Here is a 21,988-nt window from a genome sequence, read left to right as displayed (position 1 = left end):
GACACAAGGCCTTACCTCAAGAACCGCGTACCCCTGTAGGAGCGGCCTTGCGTCGCGATGGGCTGCAAAGCAGCCCCAAAATCGCCGCTACAACATTTTCTCCAGGCCAACCGCCTTGCTGACCCAGGCATTGAACCTGCGCCACATCCCGCCCGGCTCGGAGGTCAGCACATGCTGCTGTCCATTGTCCTCAGTCGCCCACACCAGTTTGCCCCCCTGCAGTTTCACCTGATAGCTCAGCGCCGGCGCCATACCCTGCTGGCTCAGCTCGCGGGTGTATTCGGCCAGTTCCGGGCTGTCCACCAGCACCCCCACTTCGGTATTCCACAGGACCGAACGCGGGTCGAAGTTGAATGAACCGATGAAGGTCTTGCGCCGGTCGAACACGATCGCCTTGGTATGCAGGCTGGAGTCCGAGCTACCGCGGAAACTCAAGCGCCCCGCGCTGGGGTCGCCCGGCTGGCGGCGCAGCTCATAAAGCTGTACCCCATGTTCGAGCAAGGCCCGGCGATAGGGGGCGTAGCCACCGTGCACGGCCGGCACATCGGTGGCTTCCAATGAGTTGGTCAGCAGCTTTACCGAGACACCTGCGTCGGCACGGCCGGTCAGGTACAGCAGCCCTGGCTCGCCCGGCACGAAATAAGCCGATGTCAGCATCAGTTCGCTGTGCACGTTGGCCAGGTCAGGCGCCAGCTGGTGGCTCAGCAGCAACTGCGGGTCCGGCTCGTCATCGGCCAGTACCTTGCTTGGGGCATCCCACAGCGCCTGGGCATGGGCCCAGATCAGCTCGTTGCGCCACACATCCAGGCGCGGCTGCGACTGGTAGGCCATCAACCGATCGTACAAGGCCTTGCGCTGGGTCCTGGCTTCAGCCAGCGAGACTTCCAGGCGATGACGACTGGCACGCAGGTCGTCGGCATCCGGGGCATGCCACAGAAAATCGCTGATAGGTCGGCTGAGCGCGCTGTTCCAGTACTGGTCGAAACTGTGCCCCAGTTGCTCGGCTATAGGGCCGACGCTCAGCAGGTCGATGTCGGTGAAGTTGAGGTTGGGCTCGGCATCGAAATACTCGTCGCCGAGGTTACGGCCGCCGACGATAGCCATGCTGTTGTCCACCAGGAACAGCTTGTTGTGCATGCGGCGATGCTGGCGCGACAGGTTGAACAGCCGGCCGAAGGCGCGCGTCACCCCGGTGCTGCGGCCCAGGTGCAGTGGGTTGAACACGCGGATCTGGATATTCGGGTGGGCAGCGAGGGTGCCCATGATGGTATCCAGGCCGTCGCTGGTGGTGTCGTCGAGCAGAATGCGTACACGCACGCCGCGGTCGGCGGCACGCAGCAGTTCGTGCACCAGGGCGCGGGTGCTGAGGCCGTCGTGCACGATGTAGTACTGCAGGTCGATGCTGGCCTGGGCGTTGCGGATCAATTCGGCGCGGGCGCGAAATGCTTCGTTGCTGTTGGGCAGCAGGCGAAAGCCGGACTGCCCGCCATACGGTGCCGCCTGGCGCAGCACCGAGCGGCCGAAGGCCGATTCGCTGGCGGGCAGGGCCTGGCTGGTTTCGCGTGGGGTACTGACGCTGGCACAGCCGGCAAGGCCGAGCAACAGCATCAGCAACAAAGACAAGGCGCGCTGGGGTCTCAAGGGTGGATCGTCCTGTGCGGCAAGGGCTGTGGAGGTTGGACAGTGGCGGGCGGCGCAAAGTTACGCGTCGGCGCTTTCTTCATCCAGTAGACGAAGGGCGGTTTCACCTACCTTGCGCACGGCAGCCTCGATCTGTGGCGTTGGCCGCGCAGCGAAATTCATGCGCAGGCAGTGGCGGAACTTGCCCGAGGCCGAGAAGATACTGCCCACCGCCACCTGAACACCTTGCTCCAGTAAAGCGCGGTTCAGCCGCAGCGTGTCGAAATGTTCGGGGAATTCCACCCACAGCATGAAGCCGCCCTGCGGCCGGCTGACCCGGGTACCCGCCGGGAAGTAGCGCGTTACCCAATCGCTCATCAGGTCACGGCCACGCTGGTACTGGCTGCGCATGCGCCGCATGTGGGGCTGGTAGTGCCCGCCGGCGATGAAATCGGCAATTGCCAGTTGCGGCTGGCTGGCGCTGCTGCCGGTACTGATGTATTTCATGTGCAGCACCCGTTCCAGATAGCGCCCAGGTGCCACCCAGCCCACCCGCAGGCCGGGGGCCAGGGTTTTGGAGAACGAACTGCAGAGCAACACGCGGCCATCGTCGTCGAATGACTTGAGGGTGCGCGGGCGCGGGTAGGTGTAGGCCAGGTCGCCGTACACATCGTCTTCCAGGATCGCCACGTCGTAGCGCTGGGCCAGGCTGAGCAAGGCCTTCTTGCGCGCCTCGGGCATGATGTAGCCGAGTGGGTTGTTACAGCTGGGGGTGATCTGAATGAGCTTGATCGGCCACTGCTCCAGGGCCAGCTCCAGCGCTTCCAGGCTGATGCCGGTGACCGGGTCGGTGGGGATCTCCAGCGCTTTCATGCCCAGGCCCTTGAGGGTTTGCATGGCGCCGTGGAAGCTGGGCGAGTCGACCGCAACGATGTCGCCTGGCTCGCAAACCGCGCGAATGCTGCATGACAGCGCTTCATGGCAGCCGGTGGTGATCACCAGGTCGGCCGGGCCCAGGCGGCAGCCGGAATCGAGCATCAGCCGCGCTACCTGCTCGCGCAGCGCCAGGTTGCCATGGATATTGTCGTAATACAGCCCCGGCATGTCCTGGCGCCGGCTCAACTGGGCGAGGCTGCGTAGCAAAGGCTTGAGGGTTGGGCTGTCGATATCGGGCATGCCGCGGCCGAGTTGCACCACGTCCTTGTGCGGGGTGCTGCGCACCAGCTCGAGTACCTGTTCCCATTGCGAGATGTCCACAGGGCGCTGGGCCGGGCGGCTGACTGCAGGCAGCGCTGGCAGCTGGCGGTGGTCGCTGACGAAATAGCCGGACTTGGGCCTGGGCGAGACCATGCCGCTGTCTTCGAGCATGCGGTAGGCCTGCTGCACGGTGCTCAGGCTGACCCCGTGCTCCACGCTCAGGGCGCGTACCGACGGCAGGCGCTGGCCTGGGCGATACAGGCCCTGCTCGATGCGGGCACCGAGCAGTTCGGCGAGGTTGAGGTAAAGGGTCAAGGCATACTCCTGGGCTACCTATAGGCAGCGACCGGTACAGTTGCCTGGAAAATACAGCATTCAGTCGGCCGCTAGCCAATGCTGTATGGGAATAATAAGGCTGTTTTGGATCTGTATTGCCGGTATCGCCCTCGCGCATGCTTTCCCTACGGTATCGACTGAACGGGGAGGGTGCGGTGATGGGGGGCATGAGCGATGTGCGCTTGCAGCTGTTGGCCAAGGAACTGGAAACCGAGCAGCAGGCCAAGGTGTTCAACGCGCCGCAGGGGTTGGGGCGCTGGGGCCTGATGCTGCACCGCTGGCGTACCCGAAGGGCGCTGTTGCAGTTGACCGATGCCGAGCTGCGCGATGTTGGGCTGAGCTGGGAGCAGGCACGGCTCGAAGGCCGCAAACCCTTCTGGAAGGACTGATGTGCTGTATGGCCTCAGAGCAGTTCTTTGAGCCGATGCCACAGCATCCCCAAGGCCAATAGCGGCGAGCGCAGGTGCTGGCCGCCAGGGAAGGTGATATGTGGCACCTTGGCGAACAGGTCGAAGCGCCCGCTTTCCTGGCCGCTGATGGCTTCGCCCAGCAGGCGCGCGGCCAGGTGGGTGGCGTTGAGCCCATGGCCCGAGTAGGCCTGGGCGTAATACACGTTCGGCTGGCTGCCCAGCCGGCCGACCTGCGGCAGGCGGTTGGCGCCGATGCCGATCATGCCGCCCCACTGGTAATCGATGCGTACGTTGGCCAATTCGGGGAACACCTTGAGCATCTTCGGCCGCATGTAGGCGGCGATGTCCTTCGGGTCTCGGCCCGAGTAGTGGCAGGCACCGCCGAACAGCAGCCGGTTGTCGGCTGAGAGGCGATAGTAATCCAGGGCTACCCGTTGGTCGCACACTGCCATGTTCTGCGGCAGCAGCCTGCGGGCGCGTTCCTCGCCCAGCGGCTCGGTGGCGATGATGTAGCTGCCCGCTGGCAGCACCTTGCCGCCCAGTTCGCGGTTGAGGTTGTTGTGGTAGGCGTTGCAGCACAGCACCAGGGTCTTGGCGCGCACCCGGCCTTGGGCGGTATGCACTTGCACTGATGTGCCGTAGTCGATGCGGGTAACTTCGGACTGCTCGAACAGCTTCACCCCCAGGCGCGCGGCCACGGCCGCTTCGCCCAGGGCCAGGTTGAGCGGGTGCAGGTGCCCGGAGCCCATGTCGATCAGCCCACCCACATAGCAGTCGGCGCCGACCACGCTGTGGATATCGTCCTTGCCGACCAGGCGCAGCTCGTGTGGGTAGCCGAGGCTACGCAGCTCTTCGGCGTCTTCGGCAAAGCCCAGCAGCTCGGCGGGTTTGTTGGCCAGGTCGCAGTAGCCCCAGGTCAGGTCGCAGGCAATGGCATGCCGCTCGACCCGCTCGCGCACGATCTGCACGGCCTCCAGGCCCATCAGTTTCATGCTGCGCACGCCGTCCTCGCCAATCACCGGCAGAAACTGCTCCAGACCATGGCCGACCCCGCGAATCAGCTGGCCGCCGTTGCGCCCACTGGCGCCCCAGCCGAGTTTGCGCGCTTCCAGCAGGATGACCGAGAAGCCGCGCTCGGCCAACTCGATGGCCGTGTTCAGGCCTGAATAGCCACCCCCGACGATGCACACGTCGGCACTGTGCTCGCCCTGCAGGAAAGCGTGGTCAGGGTGTGGCGCGCTGCTGGCGGCGTAGTAGGAGGCGGCGTGCTGCGCGCTGTGGATCATGGCGTCGGTCCTGGGGCTGGTGGGCGAGGGGGGAGGATAAGCCGGGGCTCTGGGGTGGGCAACCGGCCCCACCGCCGGCAAGCCAGCGCCCACAGGATCTGCGCAAGGGCTGAGACCAGTGGTGTGCCTGTGGAAGCTGGCTTGCCGGCGATTGGCCCTATAATCCAACCCCTGTTTTTCAATTTTGTACTTAGCCATGTCCTGCAACCGCCACAAGATCCACTTCCTGCGCGAACTCATCCCTGCCTTCGAGTGCGAACCCGGCTGCCACGACTGCTGCGGCCCGGTCACCACTTCGGCCGAAGAAATGGCCCGCCTGCCGCGCAAGTCCCAGGCCGAGCAGGATGCCGCCCTGGCGCGCCTGGACTGTGTGCACCTGGGCCCCAACGGCTGCACGGTGTATGAAGAACGGCCGATGATCTGCCGCTTGTTCGGCACCACCCCGCGCATGGCCTGCCCCCGTGGCCGAGGCCCTGAGCCGATGATCGACCCTGCCGCGGAGCAGCTCGTTCACCAGTTCATCGCCAGCACCCGCCAGGTGTTGGTCTAGCGTCAGTCCGGAATCGGCAGGCAGAGGCTCTCCTTCACCTCTTCCATCACGATGTAGCTCTTCGACTCGCGCACGTGCGGCAGCTTCAGCAGGATGTCGCCGAGCAGCTTGCGGTACGAGGCCATCTCGGAAATGCGCGCTTTCACCAGGTAGTCGAAGTCACCGGAAACCAGGTGGCATTCCAGCACGTGCGGCAGCTTCAGCACCGCGCGGCGGAACTCTTCGAAGGTGTCACCCGACTTGTAGTCCAGGCTGATTTCCACGAACACCAGCAGGCTACCCTTGAGGTGCTGCGGGTTCAGGCGGGCGTTGTAGCCCATGATGATGCCCTCGCGCTCAAGGCGGCGAACCCGCTCGGTGCATGGGGTGGTGGACAGCCCGACTTTCTCGCCCAGTTCGGTGAAGGAAATACGCCCGTCATTCTGCAGGATACGCAGAATGTTGCGGTCGATCTTGTCCAGTTCACGCTTGCTCTGGTGCTGGGTTCTCATAGGGGATGCCCCTCCGTAAAAGGCGATTATGCCGAGAATTCTCGCCAATAATAGGCTTTTATATAGTGAATTGCACTGCCCTCGAATTTCTATACTGCGCCCATCAATGCCATTTCCATAAAAGTCTGCGGCGTGCCGCGTGTGAGGGATACAACGATGCGAGTTCTGGTACTTGGTAGCGGTGTGATTGGAACCGCCAGTGCCTACTACCTGGCCCGGCAAGGTTTCGAAGTGACGGTGGTCGACCGCCAGCCGGCGGTGGCCATGGAAACCAGCTTCGCCAACGCCGGCCAGATCTCGCCCGGCTATGCCTCGCCCTGGGCCGCCCCGGGTGTGCCGCTGAAGGCCATCAAATGGCTTATGGAGCGCCATGCACCCTTGGCAATCAAGCTCACCGGTGACGTTGACCAGTACCTGTGGATGGCCCAGATGCTGCGCAACTGCACCGCCAGCCGTTATGCGGTGAACAAGGAACGCATGGTGCGCCTGTCCGAGTACAGCCGTGACTGCCTCGACGAGCTGCGCGCCGAAACCGGCATCAATTACGAAAACCGCAGCCTGGGCACCACCCAGCTGTTCCGTACCCAGGCCCAGGTCGATGCTGCGGCCAAGGATATCGCCGTGCTCGAGCAGTCTGGCGTACCGTACGAATTGCTGGACCGCGACGGCATTGCCCGCGTCGAGCCGGCCCTGGCCGGGGTGAAGGACATTCTCGCTGGCGCCCTGCGCCTGCCCAACGACCAGACCGGCGACTGCCAGCTGTTCACCACCAAGCTGGCCGACATGGCGCTGAAGCTGGGCGTGGAGTTCCGCTTCGGCCAGGACATCCAGCGCCTGGACTTCGCCGGCGACCGCATCAATGGCGTGTGGATCGACGGCAAGCTGGAAACCGCCGACCGCTATGTGCTGGCGCTGGGCAGCTATTCGCCACACATGCTCAAGCCGCTGGGGATCAAAGCCCCGGTCTATCCGCTGAAGGGTTACTCGCTGACAGTGCCGATCACCAATGGCGACATGGCGCCGACCTCGACCATTCTCGACGAGACCTACAAGGTTGCGATCACCCGTTTCGACAACCGTATCCGCGTTGGCGGCATGGCTGAGATCGCCGGTTTTGACCTGTCGCTCAACCCGCGTCGGCGTGAAACACTGGAGATGATCGTCAACGACCTTTATCCTCGCGGCGGTGATCTGAGCCAGGCCAGTTTCTGGACCGGTCTGCGTCCGGCCACCCCGGACGGTACACCGATTGTCGGTGCCACGGCGTTCCGCAACCTGTTCCTCAATACCGGTCACGGCACCCTGGGCTGGACCATGGCGTGCGGCTCCGGGCGCCTGCTGGCAGACCTGATCGCGCGCAAGAAGCCGCAGATCAGCGCCGAGGGCCTGGACATTTCCCGGTATGGCAACAGCCGGGAAGTGGCCAAGCACGGGCATGCTGCGCCGGCTCACCAGCAGTAAGGTCGCCTGTACCGGCCTCATCGCCGGCAAGCCAGCTCCCACAGGATCTCCGCAGTTCTCAGGCCCTGTGAGAGTCCTGTGGGAGCTGGCTTGCCGGCGATGAATCCAACACCGATTTCTAATTGAACCACCATAAGGCAGCCGCCATGCGTCCCGCCCGCGCCCTGATCGACCTCCAGGCCCTGCGCCACAACTACCGTCTGGCCCGTGAACTGACCGGTGCCAAAGCCCTGGCCGTGATCAAGGCCGATGCCTACGGCCACGGCGCCGTGCGCTGTGCCCTGGCCCTGGAGGCCGAAGCCGATGGCTTTGCCGTGGCCTGTATCGAAGAGGCGTTGGAACTGCGCGGTGCCGGTATCAAGGCCCCGGTGCTGCTGCTGGAAGGCTTTTTCGAAGCCAGCGAGCTGGCACTGATCGCCGAGCACGATCTGTGGTGCGTGGTGCACTCGCTGTGGCAGCTGGAGGCGATCGAGAAGGCGCAACTGCGCAAGCCGCTAAGTGTCTGGCTGAAGCTGGACAGCGGCATGCACCGGGTGGGCTTGCACCCCAAGGATTACCACGAGGCCTACCAGCGCCTGCTGGCCAGCGGCAAGGTCGCGCGGATTGTACTGATGAGCCACTTCGCCCGTGCCGACGAACTGGATGCTGACGCCACCGCGCAGCAGATCGCCGTGTTCGAAGCCGCACGCCAGGGCCTTGCGGCCGAGTGCAGCCTGCGCAACTCGCCCGGCGTGCTGGGCTGGCCGCAAGCGCCCAGCGACTGGGTGCGCCCAGGCCTCATGCTGTATGGCGCCACGCCCTTCGAGGTGGCCCAGGCCGAAGCTGCGCGCCTGCAGCCGGTGATGACCCTGCAATCGCGGGTGATCAGCGTGCGTGAGCTGCCCGCCGGCCAACCGGTGGGCTACGGTGCCAAGTTCGTCAGCCCGCGGCCGACCCGTGTTGGCGTGGTGGCCATGGGGTACGCCGATGGCTACCCGCGCCAGGCGCCCAATGGCACGCCGGTGCTGGTTGCGGGCAAGCGCGCCCCGTTGATCGGCCGGGTGTCGATGGACATGCTCAGCATCGACCTCACCGATGTGCCCGACGCCACGGTGGGTAGCCCGGTCGAACTGTGGGGCAAGCAGGTACTGGCCAGCGAAGTGGCGGCACAGGCTGGCACCATTCCTTACCAGATCTTCTGCAACCTGAAACGGGTCCCCCTGGACTACGTCGGCGAATGACACGCTGATGCGGACAGGTTGAGGGCGGTGTGTTGTAAATACTGAACGGCATTGCCATGATATCGTTCACATCCACCCCCCTTTCTACCGTTTCAGGAGGCTCCAGCTTTGGACGTCGGCGAACGACTGCAAGCCATCCGCAAGCTCAAGGGCCTGTCCCAGCGCGAACTCGCCAAGCGCGCCGGGGTGACCAACAGCACCATCTCGATGATCGAGAAGAACAGCGTAAGCCCCTCCATCAGCTCGTTGCGCAAGGTGCTCAGTGGCATTCCCATGTCCATGGTCGAATTCTTTTCGGTCGAACTGGAGGCGCAGAGCCCTGCGCAAATTGTCTACAAAGCCCACGAGCTGATCGATATCTCGGACGGTGCGGTAACCATGAAGCTGGTCGGCAAGTCGCACCCCAACCGCGCCATTGCCTTCCTGACCGAGGTCTACCCGCCGGGCGCCGACACCGGTGCCGAAATGCTGACCCATGACGGGGAGGAAACCGGCATCCTGCTCGAAGGCCGCCTTGAGCTGGTGGTCGGCAACGAGATCTTCATCCTCGAGGAAGGCGACAGCTACTACTTCGAAAGCACCCGCCCGCACCGCTTTCGCAACCCGTTCGATCAGCCTGCACGGCTGATCAGTGCCGCTACGCCCTCAAACTTTTGATCCAGCGCAGTGCATTGATTCGGCAATACCCCTTTCCCGTGTAGGGTCGTTTCACCGCCTTCAGGTTGCCGCTATACTTTCCAGCGCTCGCTGTTTCGTGGCCGCGGGCGTGATTAGCCACCATGAGGGTGTTCGCGTGAACCAAATCAAGAAGATGCTGGCCGTACCAGCAGCCGTATTCGCCCTCTGGGCAATGAGCGCAACCGCTGCGACCAATGACGACATTGCCAAGCGCCTGGAACCCGTTGGCCAGGTCTGTGTGCAGGGCCAGGAGTGCAAAGGCATGGAAGTGGCGGCGACCGCGGGTGGCGGTGGTGCCAAGACCCCGGACGAGATCATTGCCAAGCACTGCAATGCCTGCCATGGCAGCGGCCTGCTCGGCGCGCCCAAGGTGGGTGATACCGCGGCCTGGAAGGAGCGAGCCGACCACCAGGGCGGCCTGGATGGCATCCTGGCCAAGGCCATTACCGGCATCAACGCCATGCCACCGAAAGGTACCTGCGCGGACTGCTCGGACGACGACCTGAAAGGGGCGATCAAGAAGATGTCCGGGCTGTGAGCTGCAGCTGAATTTCACCAGGCCCGCCATTGATGGCGGGCTTTGTTTTTGTGGCGGCTGTGCCGGCCTCTTTGCGGCTTTGGCCGCGAAAGGGGCCGCACCGGCAACCAACTCGCTTGAGTTCATGTCCAACCCCTGAACCCACGGATGTCTCAGGAGGCCCCATGCACCTCTGCTCCATCGACCAGGCTGTCGAGCAGGTCCTGGCACGCCTGCCAGCTCATATCCACATGGGCCTGCCGCTGGGCCTGGGCAAGCCCAACGCCTTCGTCAATGCCCTCTACGCCCGCGTGCGCGGACTGCCCGAACGGCGGCTGACCATCTACACCGCCCTGTCCCTGGGCCGGCCGGCACTGGGCGACGGGCTGCAGCGGCGGTTTCTGGAGCCTTTTGTCGAGCGCGTGTTTGCCGACTATGAAGAGCTCACCTACCTCAGCGACCTGCGCAACGACACATTGCCAGCCAACATCCGCGTCGAGCAGTTCTTCATGCAGCCCGGCAGCTTGCTGCACAGCGAATCGGCGCAGCAGGACTACGTCAGCAGCAATTACAGCCACGCCGCGCGGGATATCAACGCCAAGGGCCTGAACCTGATCGCCCAACTGGTGGCTGCCACGCCCGAAAAGCCCGTGCACCTGAGCCTGGCCTGCAACCCCGACATCACCCTCGACCTGCTGCCCATGGTCGCCAAACGCCGCGCTGCCGGTGAAACCATCCTCATGCTGGGGCAGGTGCACGCCGAGCTGCCTTACATGCCTGGCGATGCCGAGCTGCCGATCGACGCGTTCGACCTGTTGCTCGACGAGGCCGAACAACGCCGGCTGTTTTCCACACCGAACATGCCGGTCGGCATTCAGGACCACTGCATTGGCCTGCATGCCAGCAGCCTGGTGCGCGACGGCGGCACGCTGCAGATCGGTATTGGTGCCATGGGCGATGCGGTCGCCGCGGCATTGCTGGCGCGCCAGGGCGACAACGCCGGCTACCGCGCGGTGCTCGATGCACTCGATGTCGGCCCCTGGCAGGCGCTGATCGAACGGGAAGGGGGGCTGGATACCTTCGCTCAAGGCCTCTACGGCTGCAGCGAGATGTTCGTCAACGGCCTGCTGGTGCTGGCCGAGGCAGGCTTGTTGCGACGCCCGGCAGATGAGCAGGGCGCGTTGTTGCACGGTGGCTTCTTCCTTGGCCCGCAGGCGTTCTATCAGCGCTTGCGCGAGATGCCGCTGGAGCAGCGTGCACAGTTCGTCATGACCCGTATCAGCTTCATCAACGAACTCTACGGGCAAGAGGAACTCAAGCGCCGCCAGCGCCGCGATGCCCGCTTCATCAACACCGCATTCGGCATGACCCTGCTGGGTGCCGGGGTGGCCGACCAGCTGGAAGATGGTCGAGTGCTCAGTGGCGTGGGCGGGCAATACAACTTCGTTGCCCAAGGCCATGCGCTGGAGGGTGGGCGCTCGATCCTGCTGTTGCGCAGTTGGCGCGAGTCGGGCGGTGAGGTGACGTCGAACATTTTCTGGGCGTACGGCCACTGCACCATCCCCCGGCACCTGCGCGATATTGTGGTGACCGAATACGGCATCGCCGACCTGCGTGGGCAGACCGACAGCGAAGTGATTGCACGGTTGCTGGCGGTAAGCGATTCACGGTTCCAGCAGGGGCTGATCGAGCAGGCCAAGAGTGCCGGCAAGCTGCACAAGGGCTTTGAGCTGGACGCGCGCTTTGCCGACAACACCCCGCAACGCCTTGAGGCGGTCAGGGCGCAGCATGCACGGTTGTTCCCCGAGTATCCGCTGGGTACGGACTTCACTGCCGAAGAGCAGGACCTGTTGCGGGCGCTGAACTGGTTGAAGAGCAAGTTCAAGTTGAGCGAGGTGCTGGAGCTGGGCAAGGCCGCGCTGGATGCGCCGGGGCCGGAGGGGTATGAGCAGCATCTGGAGCGGATGGGGCTGGATGCTCCGCAGGGGTTGAAGGAAGAACTTTATCAGCGGCTGTTGCTGGCGGGGTTGGCGGCTACCTGATGAATTGCCGGGGCTGCTTTGCAGCCCATCGCCGGCAAGCCAGCTCCCACAGGGATCGCCTTAGGGCTGACAGGTGTTTGCCACAAGGTATGGCAGCGTCTGTTAGAGCGAGCGCCGCCCGCGCGGCGCAATCGCGAGCTGCGCTCGCTCCTACGTTTGTTTCGGGCCAATTATTCCTGTGGGATTCGCGCGCGAACGCCTTGGTGCATGCCTCAATATAGCGCCGTACAAACAAGGCGGCCGCGCGCGCCTGTCACAGGCGTTACTGGCCCGAAACAAACGTAGGAGCGAGCGCAGCTCGCGATTGCGCCGCGCGGGCGGCGCTCGATCTCACAGGCGCTGAAGATGCTCCGGCTACCCTTGCCAGGAACCATAGAATCTCCCACAGGTACTGCATAAGCCCTGAGGCCTGTGCGGTCAATGTGGGAGCTGGCTTGCCGGCGATGAGGCCGGTACAGGCTTACTCGATGAAAGTGACCACACCACCTTCCAGCGACTTCACCCGGGCCAGCGATTCAACGCGGTAGCCCTGGCTGTCCAGCTCGGCGCGGCCGCCCTGGAACGACTTCTCGATGACGATACCCAGGCCGGCCACGGTGGCGCCGGCCTGCTTGATGATCGAGATCAGTGCCTGCGACGCCTTGCCGTTGGCCAGGAAGTCGTCGATCACCAGCACGCGGTCGCTGCTGTTGAGGTGGCGCGGCGAGATGGCCACGGTGTTCTCGGTCTGCTTGGTGAAGGAGTACACCGAGGCGGTCAGCAGGTTTTCGGTCAGGGTCAGCGACTGGTGCTTGCGGGCGAAGATCACCGGTACGCCCAGCTTCAGGCCGGTCATCACTGCCGGGGCAATACCCGAGGCTTCGATGGTGACGATCTTGGTCACGCCAGCATCGGCGAACAGGCGGGCGAACTCGTCACCGATCAGCTGCATCAGCGCCGGGTCGATCTGGTGGTTGAGAAACGCGTCCACTTTGAGGACCTGATCGGAAAGCACGATGCCTTCTTCGCGAATCTTCTGATGCAGTGCTTCCACTGTGATTTCCTCGATGTAACAAAGGTGGCCGCTGGAGGCGGCAATATTAAAGAGTAATGGTTGATCAGCGTTTGAGCATTGCCCGGATGTCGGCCAGGGCGTTGTTGCCGCGTGCCGCCTTCACCTCGACCGGGGCGTCGTCCAGGCCTTCCCAGGCCAGGTCGTCGGGGGGCAACTCGTCGAGGAACCGGCTGGGCGTACAGTCGATGATTTCACCGTACTGTTTGCGCTTGGCGGCGAAGGTAAAGGCCAGGGTCTGGCGGGCGCGGGTGATGCCCACATAGGCCAGGCGGCGCTCTTCTTCGATGGTGTCGGCCTCGATGCTGGAGCGGTGCGGGAGGATTTCCTCTTCCATGCCCATGATGAACACGTAGGGGAACTCCAGGCCTTTGGAGGCATGCAGGGTCATCATCTGCACCCCTTCGGCGTTCTCTTCTTCTTCCTGCTGGCGCTCGAGCATGTCGCGCAGCACCAGCTTGCCGATGGCGTCCTCGATGGTCATGTCACCCTCTTCATCCTTTTCGAGGGTGTTTTTCAGTGCGTCCACCAGGAACCAGACGTTGCTGATGCGGAAATCGGCGGCCTTGTCGCTGGCGGTCTGCTGGCGGATCCAGTTTTCGTAGTCGATGTCGCGGATCATCTCGTGCAGCGCGGCAATCGGGTCTTCCAGGGCGACCTTCTGGCGTACCCCGTCCAGCCAGTGCTTGAAGCGCTGCAAACGCTCGGTATAGCGGGCGTCCAGGTGTTCACCCAGGCCCAGCTCGTCGCTGGCGGCGTACATGGAAATGCCGCGCTCGGTGGAATAGTTGCCGAGCTTTTCCAGGGTGGTGGAGCCGATCTCGCGGCGCGGCACGTTGATCACCCGCAGGTAGGCGTTGTCGTCGTCCGGGTTCACCAGCAGGCGCAGGTAGGCCATCAGGTCCTTGACCTCCTGGCGGCCGAAGAAGCTGTTGCCGCCCGACAGGCGATACGGCACCTGGTGGTGCTGCAGTTTCAGCTCGATCAGCTTGGCCTGGTAGTTGCCGCGGTAGAGGATGGCAAAGTCGCTGTACGGGCGGTTGGTGCGCAGGTGCAAGGTGAGGATCTCCATGGCCACCCGTTCGGCCTCGGCTTCCTCGTTCTTGCAGCGGATCACGCGGATCTCGTCGCCTACACCCATCTCGCTCCACAGCTGTTTTTCGAACGCGTGCGGGTTGTTGGCGATCAGCACGTTGGCACAGCGCAGGATCCGGCTGGTGGAGCGGTAGTTCTGTTCGAGCATCACGATCTTCAGGGAGGGGTAGTCCTCCTTGAGCAGCATCAGGTTCTCGGGGCGGGCACCGCGCCAGGCATAGATGGACTGGTCGTCGTCGCCCACCACGGTGAACTGGTTGCGCATGCCGATCAGCATCTTCACCAGCAGGTACTGGCTCGCATTGGTGTCCTGGTACTCGTCCACCAGCAGGTAGCGCACGCGGTTCTGCCAGCGCTCCAGCACCTCGGGGTGTTCCTGGAACAGCTTCACCGGCTGCAGGATCAGGTCGTCGAAGTCCACTGCGTTGAACGCCTTGAGCGTGCGTTGGTAGTGGGTGTAGACGATGGCGGCGGTCTGCTCGCGCGGGTTGCGCGCCTTTTCCAAGGCTTCTGGCGGCAGGATCAGGTCGTTCTTCCAGGCACCGATCATGTTCTTGATCTCGTCGATGCCGTCGTCGCCTGAGTATTCCTTCTGCATGATGTCCGACAGCAACGCCTTGATGTCGGACTCGTCGAAAATCGAGAAGCCCGGCTTGTAGCCCAGCCGCTCGTGTTCCTTGCGGATGATGTTCAGGCCCAGGTTGTGGAAGGTACACACCGTCAGGCCGCGACCTTCCCCCGGGCGCAGCAAGGTGCCAACCCGCTCCTTCATCTCGCGCGCGGCCTTGTTGGTAAAGGTCATCGCCACGATGTACTGGGCACGAATGCCGCAGTTCTGGATCAGGTGGGCAATCTTGCGCGTGATCACGCTGGTCTTGCCCGAGCCTGCACCGGCGAGCACCAAAAGAGGGCCGCCGACATAGTCACGGGCTTCCTGCTGCCGGGGATTGAGTCGGGACATGCTAGAAACCGGGGGTCGCCAGAAAATAGCCGCGCATTCTAACAGGCATGGGGCCGTTGTGGCGTGACCGTCTGACGTCTGAGTCAGACTTTTATTGGCGCCCAGTATTAGTCAGGCTAATGCCAGGCACTGGAAAAATCGTATTTGCCGAGCGGGCCTGATTTCGCGCAGGATGCACGACAAAATACGTCGGGTCGCCGCAGAGTCCGGTGTATGTATAAAATTGAAAATCATTTTCATCAATGCAGTAGCATATTCATCTTCTCTCGTTGTGCCGTGAAGCCCTAAGGAGCCCGCTTGTCCACGCCTGTCGAACCTCTGCGTTTGCTGCTGTTGGCTGATGAGCCGGAATGGGCCGTGCTGCTGCGCGAGTGCGTGCAGGGGTTGGGCGGCACTGCAGTGCTGTTGACGGCGCCTGACTGGGAGGCCGTCGACAGCCTTTTCAGCCATGACCGGCAAGCCGTGGTCCTGGCGACTGCGGCACTGCAACCAGCGCCGGGGCGCTGTGAGCTGCCGACCATCCTGCTGCTGGACGACGAGCCCGCGGTGGCCCCCAGCGGCGTCAGCGACTGGCTGGTGCGCCAACAGCTCAGCACCGATAGCCTGCGCCGCTCGCTGCGGCATGTGCGCGAACGCGGTGTGCTGGTGGCCACCTTGCAGCGCCTTGCCGAGCAAGACCCACTGACCGGTATCGCCAACCGCCAGGGCTTCCAGGCCTTGCTCACGGCACGGCTGGCTGAAAACGAAGGCCGGGGCGTTGCCCTCGGCCACCTCGACCTGGACAACTTCCGCCACGTCAACGACGCCCTTGGCCACCAGAGCGGTGACCGCCTGATCCTGCAGGTTGTGGCCCGGTTGAAACACCAACTGGAAGCGGGGGACCAATTGGCGCGCCTGGGCAGCGACGAATTCGCGCTGCTGATCGACACGCGCCGCGACCCGAACCGCGCCGAATGGATTGCCGAACGCATCGTCGAGGCCTTGGCCGAGCCCTATTGGATCGATGGCGAAAGCTTGCTGTTGGGCTGCAGCCTGGGCCTGGCGCATGCCCGTGCCCAGGGCGGCGCCGACCCGCTGATGTGGCACGCGCACATCGCCATGCGCCAGGCCAAGGGTAGCCAGGGCTGCACCTTCCATGTGTTCAACGAGCGCATCAACCGTAATGCCCGCAGCCTGGCCGACCTGGAAAGCGAACTGCGCCGCGCCCTGCGCCGGGATGAACTGGAACTGCACTATCAACCCCGGCTGAACCTGGCCGATGGGCGCATCGTGGGGCTCGAGGCGCTGGTGCGCTGGCGGCACTCGGACCGGGGGCTGCTACCGCCCTGCGAGTTCGTGCCGCTGGCGGAGCAAAGCGGCCTGATCGTGCCATTGGGCTACTGGGTGATTTCCCGTGCGCTGCGCGACATGCAGGCGTTGTGCGAACGCGGCCTGGAGCCGCTGCACATGGCGGTCAACCTGAGCTTCCGCCAGTTCCAGGATAGCCAGCTGCTGGCCACCTTGAGCCGGCTGATCCTCGAGCACGGGGTGGATGCTCGCTGGCTGGAATTCGAGCTGACCGAAACGGCGGTCATGCGCCGCAACGAGCTGGTACGCCAGACCATGGATGCGCTGGGCCGGCTGGGCGTGCGCTTCTCGCTGGATGACTTTGGCACCGGTTTTTCGTCGTTCGTACACCTGAACAGCCTGCCGATCACCTTGCTCAAGGTGGACCGCAGTTTCGTGGCCGAAATGGAAATGCGCGAGGAAAACCGCAAGCTGGTGCACGCCATGATCAACCTGGCGCACAACCTCAACCTTGAGGTGGTGGCTGAAGGGGTGGAGAGTGAGGAGCAACTGGAGCTGCTGCGCGGGTTTGGTTGTGACCAGGTGCAAGGATTTCTGGTCAGCAAGCCACTGCCGGTGGGGGAGTTGATGGAGTTTTTGCTGCAGGCGCCTGACTGTCAGTTGGGGGTTGCCCTTTAGGGCCCTTTCGCGGGCACGCCCGCTCCCACAGGGGCCGCGCACTGTACCTGTGGGAGCGGGCGTGCCCGCGAATAGGCCCTGAAGTCAGGCCGAGGCGGTAGCCTCTCCACCAATCCCAGCTTTGCGCAACAACCGCTTCATCCGCCACTCAAAACCAAAGGTCAGCGCCACCGCCGCGCACGCCAGCCCCAGCGCCAACCCCCACCAGATCCCGACCGCCCCGCCGCCCAGGTTGAACGCGAACAGCCAGGCGCTCGGCGCGCCTACCAGCCAATAGCAGCACAGCCCGATAAGGAAGGTGGTCTTGGCATCTTTCAGGCCGCGTATGGAGCCCATGGCGATGGTCTGCATGCCATCGAACAACTCGAACCAGGCGGCCACCATCAACAAGTGCACCGCCAGTTGGTAGATGGCGGCAAAGCCCGGGTCATTACGGTCTATGAACAGGCTCACCAGCGCCTCGGGCAACAGCAAAAACAGCGCGGCAAAGGCAAACATCACGGTTGCCCCGAAGCCGATGCCCACGCGCCCCGCGCTGCGCGCCGCCAGCAGGTTGCCGGCGCCGTAGTACAGGCCCACGCGCATGGTTACCGCATAGGAGAGCCCTGTCGGCACCATGAATGCCGTGGACACGATCTGCAGGGCGATCTGGTGGGCCGCCAGTTCGGTGCTGCCCAGCACCCCCATGCACAACGCGGCAAAGGCGAACAGGCCCACTTCCACCATGTAGGTGCCGCCAATCGGCAGGCCCAGCCGCCACAGCTCACGCAGGGCGTGCAGCGATGGGCGCGACAGGCCCTTGCGCAGCGGGTAGGCGGCATAGGCCGGGTGCCAGCGGATGTACAACGACAGGGCAATGGCCATGCCCATCGACACCACCGCAGTGACCAGGCCGATACCCATCAGCCCGAGCCTGGGCAGGCCGAACATGCCCTCGATCAGCGCCACGTTGAGCAGGTAGTTCAGCACCGTGCCGACCAGGCTGATGACCATCACCGGGGTCGAACGGCCAAGGGCACTGGTGAACCCGCGCAAGGCCATGAAGGTCAGGTAACCGGGCAACGCCAGCGGCAGCAGGGTCAGAAACTGGGCAGCCGAGGCCACGTTCTCGGGCTGTTGCCCGAACAGCAGCAGTACCGGCTCAAGGTTCCACAGCACCAGCGCGGCGAACAGCGCCAGGCCCCAGGCCAGCCACAGGCCGTTCTGGGCCAGACGGGTGGCCCCTTCGATGTCGTTGGCGCCCTTGCGAATCGCCACCAGGGTACCCACTGCGGCGATCACCCCCAGGCAGAAGATCGACACGAAGGAATAGCTGGCCGCGCCCAGGCCACCGCCGGCCAAGGCCTGCGGGCTGATGCGGGCCATCATCAGGGTGTCGGTCAGCACCATCAGCATGTGCGCCAGCTGCGAGGCGATCAGCGGCCCGGCCAGGCGCAACAAAGCCTTGAGTTCTGTAGTGGGCGCGACGTGCATGGGCTGTCCTTGTTCCTGAGGTGATCAACGAAGCGCGATTCTGAGGCTTTGGTCAACTTTGCACAAAAGGATAAAAGCGATGGTTGGCATGAGTTGAACTCATGCCTGCAAGTTTCGGATAATTCGCCTCTGTCCCTAGATTGCAGGTGCCTCATGTCGCGCCAGCTACCTCCGCTGTATGCCTTGCGCGCATTCGAGGCCGCTGCGCGGCTCAGTTCGTTCACCCGCGCGGGCGAAGAGCTGTCGATCACGCAAAGTGCCATCAGCCGGCATATCCGTACCCTGGAAGAGCATTTCGCCTGCCGCCTGTTCGTGCGCAGTGGCCGCAATCTGCAACTGACCGAAGCTGGGCGGGTATTGCTGCCGGGGGTGCGCGAAGGCTTTGCCGCGTTCGCCCGTGCCTGTGAAACCCTGTGTGGTGAAGATGACATCCTGCGCATGAAAGCACCTTCGACCCTGACCATGCGGTGGTTGCTGGCCTGCCTGAGCCGGTTTCGCCACCTGCAACCCGGTAACGAGGTACAGCTGACCAGCGCCTGGATGGATGTAGACCATGTGGACTTCAACCAGGAACCGTTCGATTGTGCGGTGTTGCTCAGCGATGGGGTGTTCCCGGCAGACTGGGAGGTGCGCAAGCTGTTCCCGGAGTTGTTGATTCCGGTCGGCGCACCGGACCTGCTTGGCGAAAAGCCCTGGAGCGTGTCCCGGCTGGCCGGTATCGAGCTGCTGCACCCCACGGTGGACAAGCGCGACTGGCGTGACTGGCTGCAGCGCATGGGCCTCGCTGGCAAGGTATCGCTCAAGGGTGGGCAGGTTTTCGACACGCTGGAGCTAAGCATGATTGCCGCAGCGCGTGGCTACGGCATCTCCATCGGCGACTTGCTGATGGTGGCCGAGGACGTGGCGCAGAAGCGCCTGAGCCTGCCCTGGCCGACGGCGGTGCCCAGTGGCATGGATTACTACCTGGTGTGGCCGCGTACCCGGCGCGGGGGCGAGCGGTTGCGCCGGTTGAGTGCATTTCTGGAGCAGGAGGTAGCGGCCATGGATCTTCCGGATGTGGAAATACTGCCGCCCCTTTGATGGCTTGCACTGGCCTTGTCGCCGGCAAGCCCACAGGGGTCGCCTTAGGGCTGACAGGTGTTTGCCACAAGGTATGGCAGCGCCTGTTAGAGCGAGCGCCGCCCGCGCGGCGCAATCGCGAGCTGCGCTCGCTCCTACGTTTGTTTCGGGCCAATTATTCCTGTGGGATTCGCGCGCGAACGCCTTGGTGCATGCCTCAATATCGCGCCGTACAAACAAGGCGGCCGCGCGCGCCTGTCACAGGCGTTACTGGCCCGAAACAAACGTAGGAGCGAGCGCAGCTCGCGATTGCGCCGCGCGATCTCACAGGCGCTGAAGATGCTCCGGCTACCCTTGCCAGGAACCATAGAATCTCCCACACCGGTAGCGATGCGCTCAAGACCTGTGCTGCACGTGTGGGGCCCGGCTTGCCGACGACAGGGCCGCAACAGGCTGTAGAAAACGTTTGCGAATATCCCGGCCCGACACTCAAGTATTCGCCCGCGACGCCGATTCACTGGCACCAGCGTCCCGGAAGAGGGCGCACTTCCCGTCGATAGAAAGCGGGCGGTCAGTGTGATCAGGACGATCCCGGCCTCTTGCCAGGAGCTTCACATGTCTCAACCCCGTGCCCGCATAGCCTCGCAGCTCGGTGTCGCCCTCGCCATCGTGCTGGCGCTGGTGATTTCCGGCAGTACCCTGTTTGCCCTGCGTTCGCTGGACGATGCCAACCTCGCCACACGCCAGGCGCACCTGGGCAGTGAAGCGCGCCTGCTGGCCGACCAGCTCGAAACCTTCCACAGTTCGCTCAAGGACAATACCCAGCGCCTCAGCGGGTTGTTCGAGCGCCGCTTCGCCTCGGGCCTGTCGCTGCATGCCGGTGAAACGGTGCAGGTCGCCGGGCAGGCAACACCGGCGCTGTACCTGGGTGATCATTTGCTGAACAACGATTTTCAGCAGGTTGACGAATTCCAGCAGATGACCGCTGGCATCGCCACGCTGTTCGTGCGCAGTGGCGAAGACTTCGTGCGCATCAGCACCAACCTGAAGAAGCAGGACGGCAGCCGCGCCATCGGCACTCAGCTCGACCGTCAGCACCCGGCCTACCGCAAGTTGCTGGCCGGGCAGATGTACGTTGGCCGCGCCGTGTTGTTCGAGCGTAACTACATGACCCGCTATGTGCCGGTAAGTGACGGCAACGGCCGGGTAATTGCCGTATTGTTCGTTGGCTTCGACTACACCGATGCGCAGAACACCCAGTTTGCCAACCTCAAGCGTTTCCGCATTGGCCAGACCGGTTCGCTGGCCCTGCAGGACGAGAACGGCCAGTGGCTGGTGCCACCAGCCAATGCCGAGCAACCGCTGTACAGCGCAACGGCCGCATTTGCCGAAGGCCCGTGGACGGTGGTGGCGAGCATGCCGATGGCGGAAATCCGTGAGGTGACCTGGAGTGTAGGCCTGCGCCTGGCCATCGGCAGCCTGCTGGCCATGGTCCTGGCGGTGGCGGCTACCCTGTGGCTGTTGCGGCGCAAGCTGCGGCCGCTGGACGCGCTGGTGCGCCAGGCCGAAGCGCTGGGCGCAGGTGACCTGAGCGCGCGGCTGAGCGTGACCAGCCACGACGAAATCGGCCAACTGGCCAGCAGCTTCAACAAGATGGGCGAGGCCTTGTCAGGCATGGTCGAGCACATTCGCAGTGCGTCCGAGCAAGTCAGCTCGCGCGCCAAATCGTTGTCTGGCCTGTCGGCCGGGGCCTGCGAGGGCATGGAGCAGCAGTCCGGTGAAATCACCAGCATGGCCGGTGCGGTGGAGGAGTTCAGCGCCACCTCTATGAACATCGCCGACAACATGGCAGGCACCGAGCGCATGGCGCGTGACAATGCCCAGCAGACCCGCATCGGCCGCAGCGCCATGGATGAAGCATCGCGTTCGCTGAAGCAGATCGCCGATGCCCTCGGCGGTACGGCCACGGTGATGGACAGCCTGGGGGCACGCTCGCAGGAAATCGGCGGCATCATCAGCGTGATTACTGCCATCGCCGAACAGACCAACCTGCTGGCGTTGAATGCGGCCATCGAGGCTGCCCGCGCCGGTGAGCAGGGCCGCGGCTTTGCGGTGGTGGCGGACGAAGTGCGCAGCCTGGCCGCACGAACCCGCCAGGCCACGGATGAAATATCCGGGATGATCACCAGCATCCAGCAGCAGACCGGGCACGCCATCACGACGCTGGAGCAGGGTAACCAGCTGATGCAGGAAGGTCTGCAGCGCAATGACAAGGTGGCGCAAGCGCTGGCGCGTATCGACGAGCAGAGCCGTGCGGCGGGTGAGCAGTTCACGGTGATCAGTACGGCGACTCAGGAGCAGAGCAGCACGGCGACGGTGCTCAGCCGCAATTTGCAGAGCATTGCCCAGGCCAACGGCGAGCAGCGCGAGGTGGCCAATGAGCTGGCCTTTACCGCGCGGGAGCTGGAAGGGCTGGCGGCGCAGCTGCGGCAGGAGGTCGACCGTTTTCGCTGATACCGCAGGGGGCCGCTTTGCGGCCCATTCGCGGGCACGCCCGCTCCCACAGGTACAGCGCA

General features: G+C 63.9%; 17 protein-coding genes and 1 pseudogene. 11 read left to right on the top strand and 7 right to left on the bottom strand.

What is annotated here, in order from left to right:
• Positions 1-87: 87 nt before the first annotated feature.
• Positions 88-1,641 carry a phospholipase D family protein gene (locus AACG97_RS27330; protein WP_029885733.1) on the bottom strand — a complete coding sequence of 518 codons (1,554 nt, stop codon included), beginning with the start codon at positions 1,639-1,641 and terminating at the stop codon, positions 88-90.
• 60 nt (positions 1,642-1,701) lie between these two features.
• Entirely contained in the window at positions 1,702-3,132 is a 1,431-nt protein-coding gene (locus tag AACG97_RS27325) for an aminotransferase-like domain-containing protein (RefSeq protein WP_161893043.1), read from the bottom strand.
• Positions 3,133-3,311: 179 nt separating this feature from the next.
• On the opposite strand from AACG97_RS27325, the gene AACG97_RS27320 reads away from it, so the two are divergent.
• A complete protein-coding gene (locus AACG97_RS27320) occupies positions 3,312-3,542 on the top strand; it encodes a DUF1127 domain-containing protein (protein WP_029885735.1) in 231 nt (76 codons plus the stop codon).
• 14 nt (positions 3,543-3,556) lie between these two features.
• Here the strand turns inward: AACG97_RS27320 and AACG97_RS27315 are convergent, their stop codons facing one another.
• A complete protein-coding gene (locus AACG97_RS27315) occupies positions 3,557-4,849 on the bottom strand; it encodes an NAD(P)/FAD-dependent oxidoreductase (RefSeq protein ID WP_115295099.1) in 1,293 nt (430 codons plus the stop codon).
• Between the two features lie 196 nt (positions 4,850-5,045).
• On the opposite strand from AACG97_RS27315, the gene AACG97_RS27310 reads away from it, so the two are divergent.
• Positions 5,046-5,399, top strand: a complete 354-nt coding sequence (locus AACG97_RS27310) for a YkgJ family cysteine cluster protein (RefSeq protein ID WP_054905192.1) — start codon at positions 5,046-5,048, stop codon at positions 5,397-5,399.
• 2 nt (positions 5,400-5,401) lie between these two features.
• Here the strand turns inward: AACG97_RS27310 and dadR are convergent, their stop codons facing one another.
• Complete coding sequence (gene dadR / locus AACG97_RS27305) at positions 5,402-5,890, bottom strand: transcriptional regulator DadR (protein WP_003258963.1); 489 nt, start codon at positions 5,888-5,890, stop codon at positions 5,402-5,404.
• 156 nt (positions 5,891-6,046) lie between these two features.
• Between dadR and dadA the strand changes: the two genes are divergently transcribed.
• The 5 genes from dadA (at position 6,047) to AACG97_RS27280 (ending at position 11,808) form a co-directional block, all read left to right on the top strand.
• Positions 6,047-7,351, top strand: coding sequence for a D-amino acid dehydrogenase (gene dadA / locus AACG97_RS27300; protein ID WP_009682926.1), 1,305 nt, complete (start codon positions 6,047-6,049; stop codon positions 7,349-7,351).
• Positions 7,352-7,497: 146 nt separating this feature from the next.
• The gene (gene alr, locus AACG97_RS27295; protein ID WP_047150105.1) at positions 7,498-8,571 is read left to right on the top strand and encodes an alanine racemase; all 1,074 of its coding nucleotides are present in this window, start codon (positions 7,498-7,500) and stop codon (positions 8,569-8,571) included.
• Positions 8,572-8,679: 108 nt separating this feature from the next.
• Positions 8,680-9,228, top strand: coding sequence for a cupin domain-containing protein (locus AACG97_RS27290; protein WP_009682929.1), 549 nt, complete (start codon positions 8,680-8,682; stop codon positions 9,226-9,228).
• 154 nt (positions 9,229-9,382) lie between these two features.
• Positions 9,383-9,787 (top strand): c-type cytochrome, encoded by a 405-nt coding sequence (locus tag AACG97_RS27285; protein WP_033690433.1) that lies wholly within the window; start codon positions 9,383-9,385, stop codon positions 9,785-9,787.
• A 164-nt stretch (positions 9,788-9,951) separates the two neighbouring features.
• Complete coding sequence (locus tag AACG97_RS27280) at positions 9,952-11,808, top strand: acetyl-CoA hydrolase/transferase C-terminal domain-containing protein (RefSeq protein ID WP_054881323.1); 1,857 nt, start codon at positions 9,952-9,954, stop codon at positions 11,806-11,808.
• 460 nt (positions 11,809-12,268) lie between these two features.
• On the opposite strand, the gene AACG97_RS27275 is transcribed toward AACG97_RS27280, so the two are convergent.
• Positions 12,269-12,841, bottom strand: coding sequence for a xanthine phosphoribosyltransferase (locus AACG97_RS27275; protein ID WP_009683322.1), 573 nt, complete (start codon positions 12,839-12,841; stop codon positions 12,269-12,271).
• 64 nt (positions 12,842-12,905) lie between these two features.
• Entirely contained in the window at positions 12,906-14,915 is a 2,010-nt protein-coding gene (gene rep, locus AACG97_RS27270; RefSeq protein WP_029887601.1) for a DNA helicase Rep, read from the bottom strand.
• Between the two features lie 297 nt (positions 14,916-15,212).
• On the opposite strand from rep, the gene AACG97_RS27265 reads away from it, so the two are divergent.
• Positions 15,213-16,880, top strand: coding sequence for a putative bifunctional diguanylate cyclase/phosphodiesterase (locus tag AACG97_RS27265; protein WP_197886584.1), 1,668 nt, complete (start codon positions 15,213-15,215; stop codon positions 16,878-16,880).
• A gap of 84 nt (positions 16,881-16,964) precedes the next feature.
• On the opposite strand, the gene AACG97_RS27260 is transcribed toward AACG97_RS27265, so the two are convergent.
• Complete coding sequence (locus tag AACG97_RS27260) at positions 16,965-18,353, bottom strand: NorM family multidrug efflux MATE transporter (protein WP_029887599.1); 1,389 nt, start codon at positions 18,351-18,353, stop codon at positions 16,965-16,967.
• A gap of 153 nt (positions 18,354-18,506) precedes the next feature.
• Here AACG97_RS27260 and AACG97_RS27255 point away from each other — a divergent pair, with 153 nt between their 5' ends.
• The 3 genes and pseudogenes from AACG97_RS27255 (at position 18,507) to AACG97_RS28225 (ending at position 21,926) form a co-directional block, all read left to right on the top strand.
• Complete coding sequence (locus AACG97_RS27255; RefSeq protein ID WP_009683327.1) at positions 18,507-19,433, top strand: LysR substrate-binding domain-containing protein; 927 nt, start codon at positions 18,507-18,509, stop codon at positions 19,431-19,433.
• A 594-nt stretch (positions 19,434-20,027) separates the two neighbouring features.
• A pseudogene (locus AACG97_RS28230) lies at positions 20,028-21,071 on the top strand (Cache 3/Cache 2 fusion domain-containing protein); the annotation flags it as partial.
• Positions 21,066-21,926 (top strand): methyl-accepting chemotaxis protein, encoded by an 861-nt coding sequence (locus AACG97_RS28225; protein WP_371105801.1) that lies wholly within the window; start codon positions 21,066-21,068, stop codon positions 21,924-21,926. The pseudogene AACG97_RS28230 and the gene AACG97_RS28225, both read left to right, overlap by 6 nt.
• Positions 21,927-21,988 lie beyond the last annotated feature (62 nt).

Origin of the sequence: Pseudomonas sp. Nvir (genome assembly GCF_963778085.1) — a bacterium.
Taxonomy (GTDB): domain Bacteria; phylum Pseudomonadota; class Gammaproteobacteria; order Pseudomonadales; family Pseudomonadaceae; genus Aquipseudomonas; species Aquipseudomonas juntendi.
The sequence above is the reverse complement of the archived record's forward strand: the minus strand, read 5'-3'. Positions and strand labels throughout refer to the sequence as shown.

Coding starts and splice junctions, on each gene's coding strand:
- AACG97_RS27320 (WP_029885735.1), top strand. CDS start 3,312: ATGGGGGGCATGAGCGATGTGCGCTTGCAGCTGTTGGCCAAGGAACTG.
- AACG97_RS27315 (WP_115295099.1), bottom strand. CDS start 4,849: ATGATCCACAGCGCGCAGCACGCCGCCTCCTACTACGCCGCCAGCAGC.
- AACG97_RS27310 (WP_054905192.1), top strand. CDS start 5,046: ATGTCCTGCAACCGCCACAAGATCCACTTCCTGCGCGAACTCATCCCT.
- dadR (WP_003258963.1), bottom strand. CDS start 5,890: ATGAGAACCCAGCACCAGAGCAAGCGTGAACTGGACAAGATCGACCGC.
- dadA (WP_009682926.1), top strand. CDS start 6,047: ATGCGAGTTCTGGTACTTGGTAGCGGTGTGATTGGAACCGCCAGTGCC.
- alr (WP_047150105.1), top strand. CDS start 7,498: ATGCGTCCCGCCCGCGCCCTGATCGACCTCCAGGCCCTGCGCCACAAC.
- AACG97_RS27285 (WP_033690433.1), top strand. CDS start 9,383: ATGCTGGCCGTACCAGCAGCCGTATTCGCCCTCTGGGCAATGAGCGCA.
- AACG97_RS27280 (WP_054881323.1), top strand. CDS start 9,952: ATGCACCTCTGCTCCATCGACCAGGCTGTCGAGCAGGTCCTGGCACGC.
- rep (WP_029887601.1), bottom strand. CDS start 14,915: ATGTCCCGACTCAATCCCCGGCAGCAGGAAGCCCGTGACTATGTCGGC.
- AACG97_RS27260 (WP_029887599.1), bottom strand. CDS start 18,353: ATGCACGTCGCGCCCACTACAGAACTCAAGGCTTTGTTGCGCCTGGCC.
- AACG97_RS27255 (WP_009683327.1), top strand. CDS start 18,507: ATGTCGCGCCAGCTACCTCCGCTGTATGCCTTGCGCGCATTCGAGGCC.
- AACG97_RS28225 (WP_371105801.1), top strand. CDS start 21,066: ATGGGCGAGGCCTTGTCAGGCATGGTCGAGCACATTCGCAGTGCGTCC.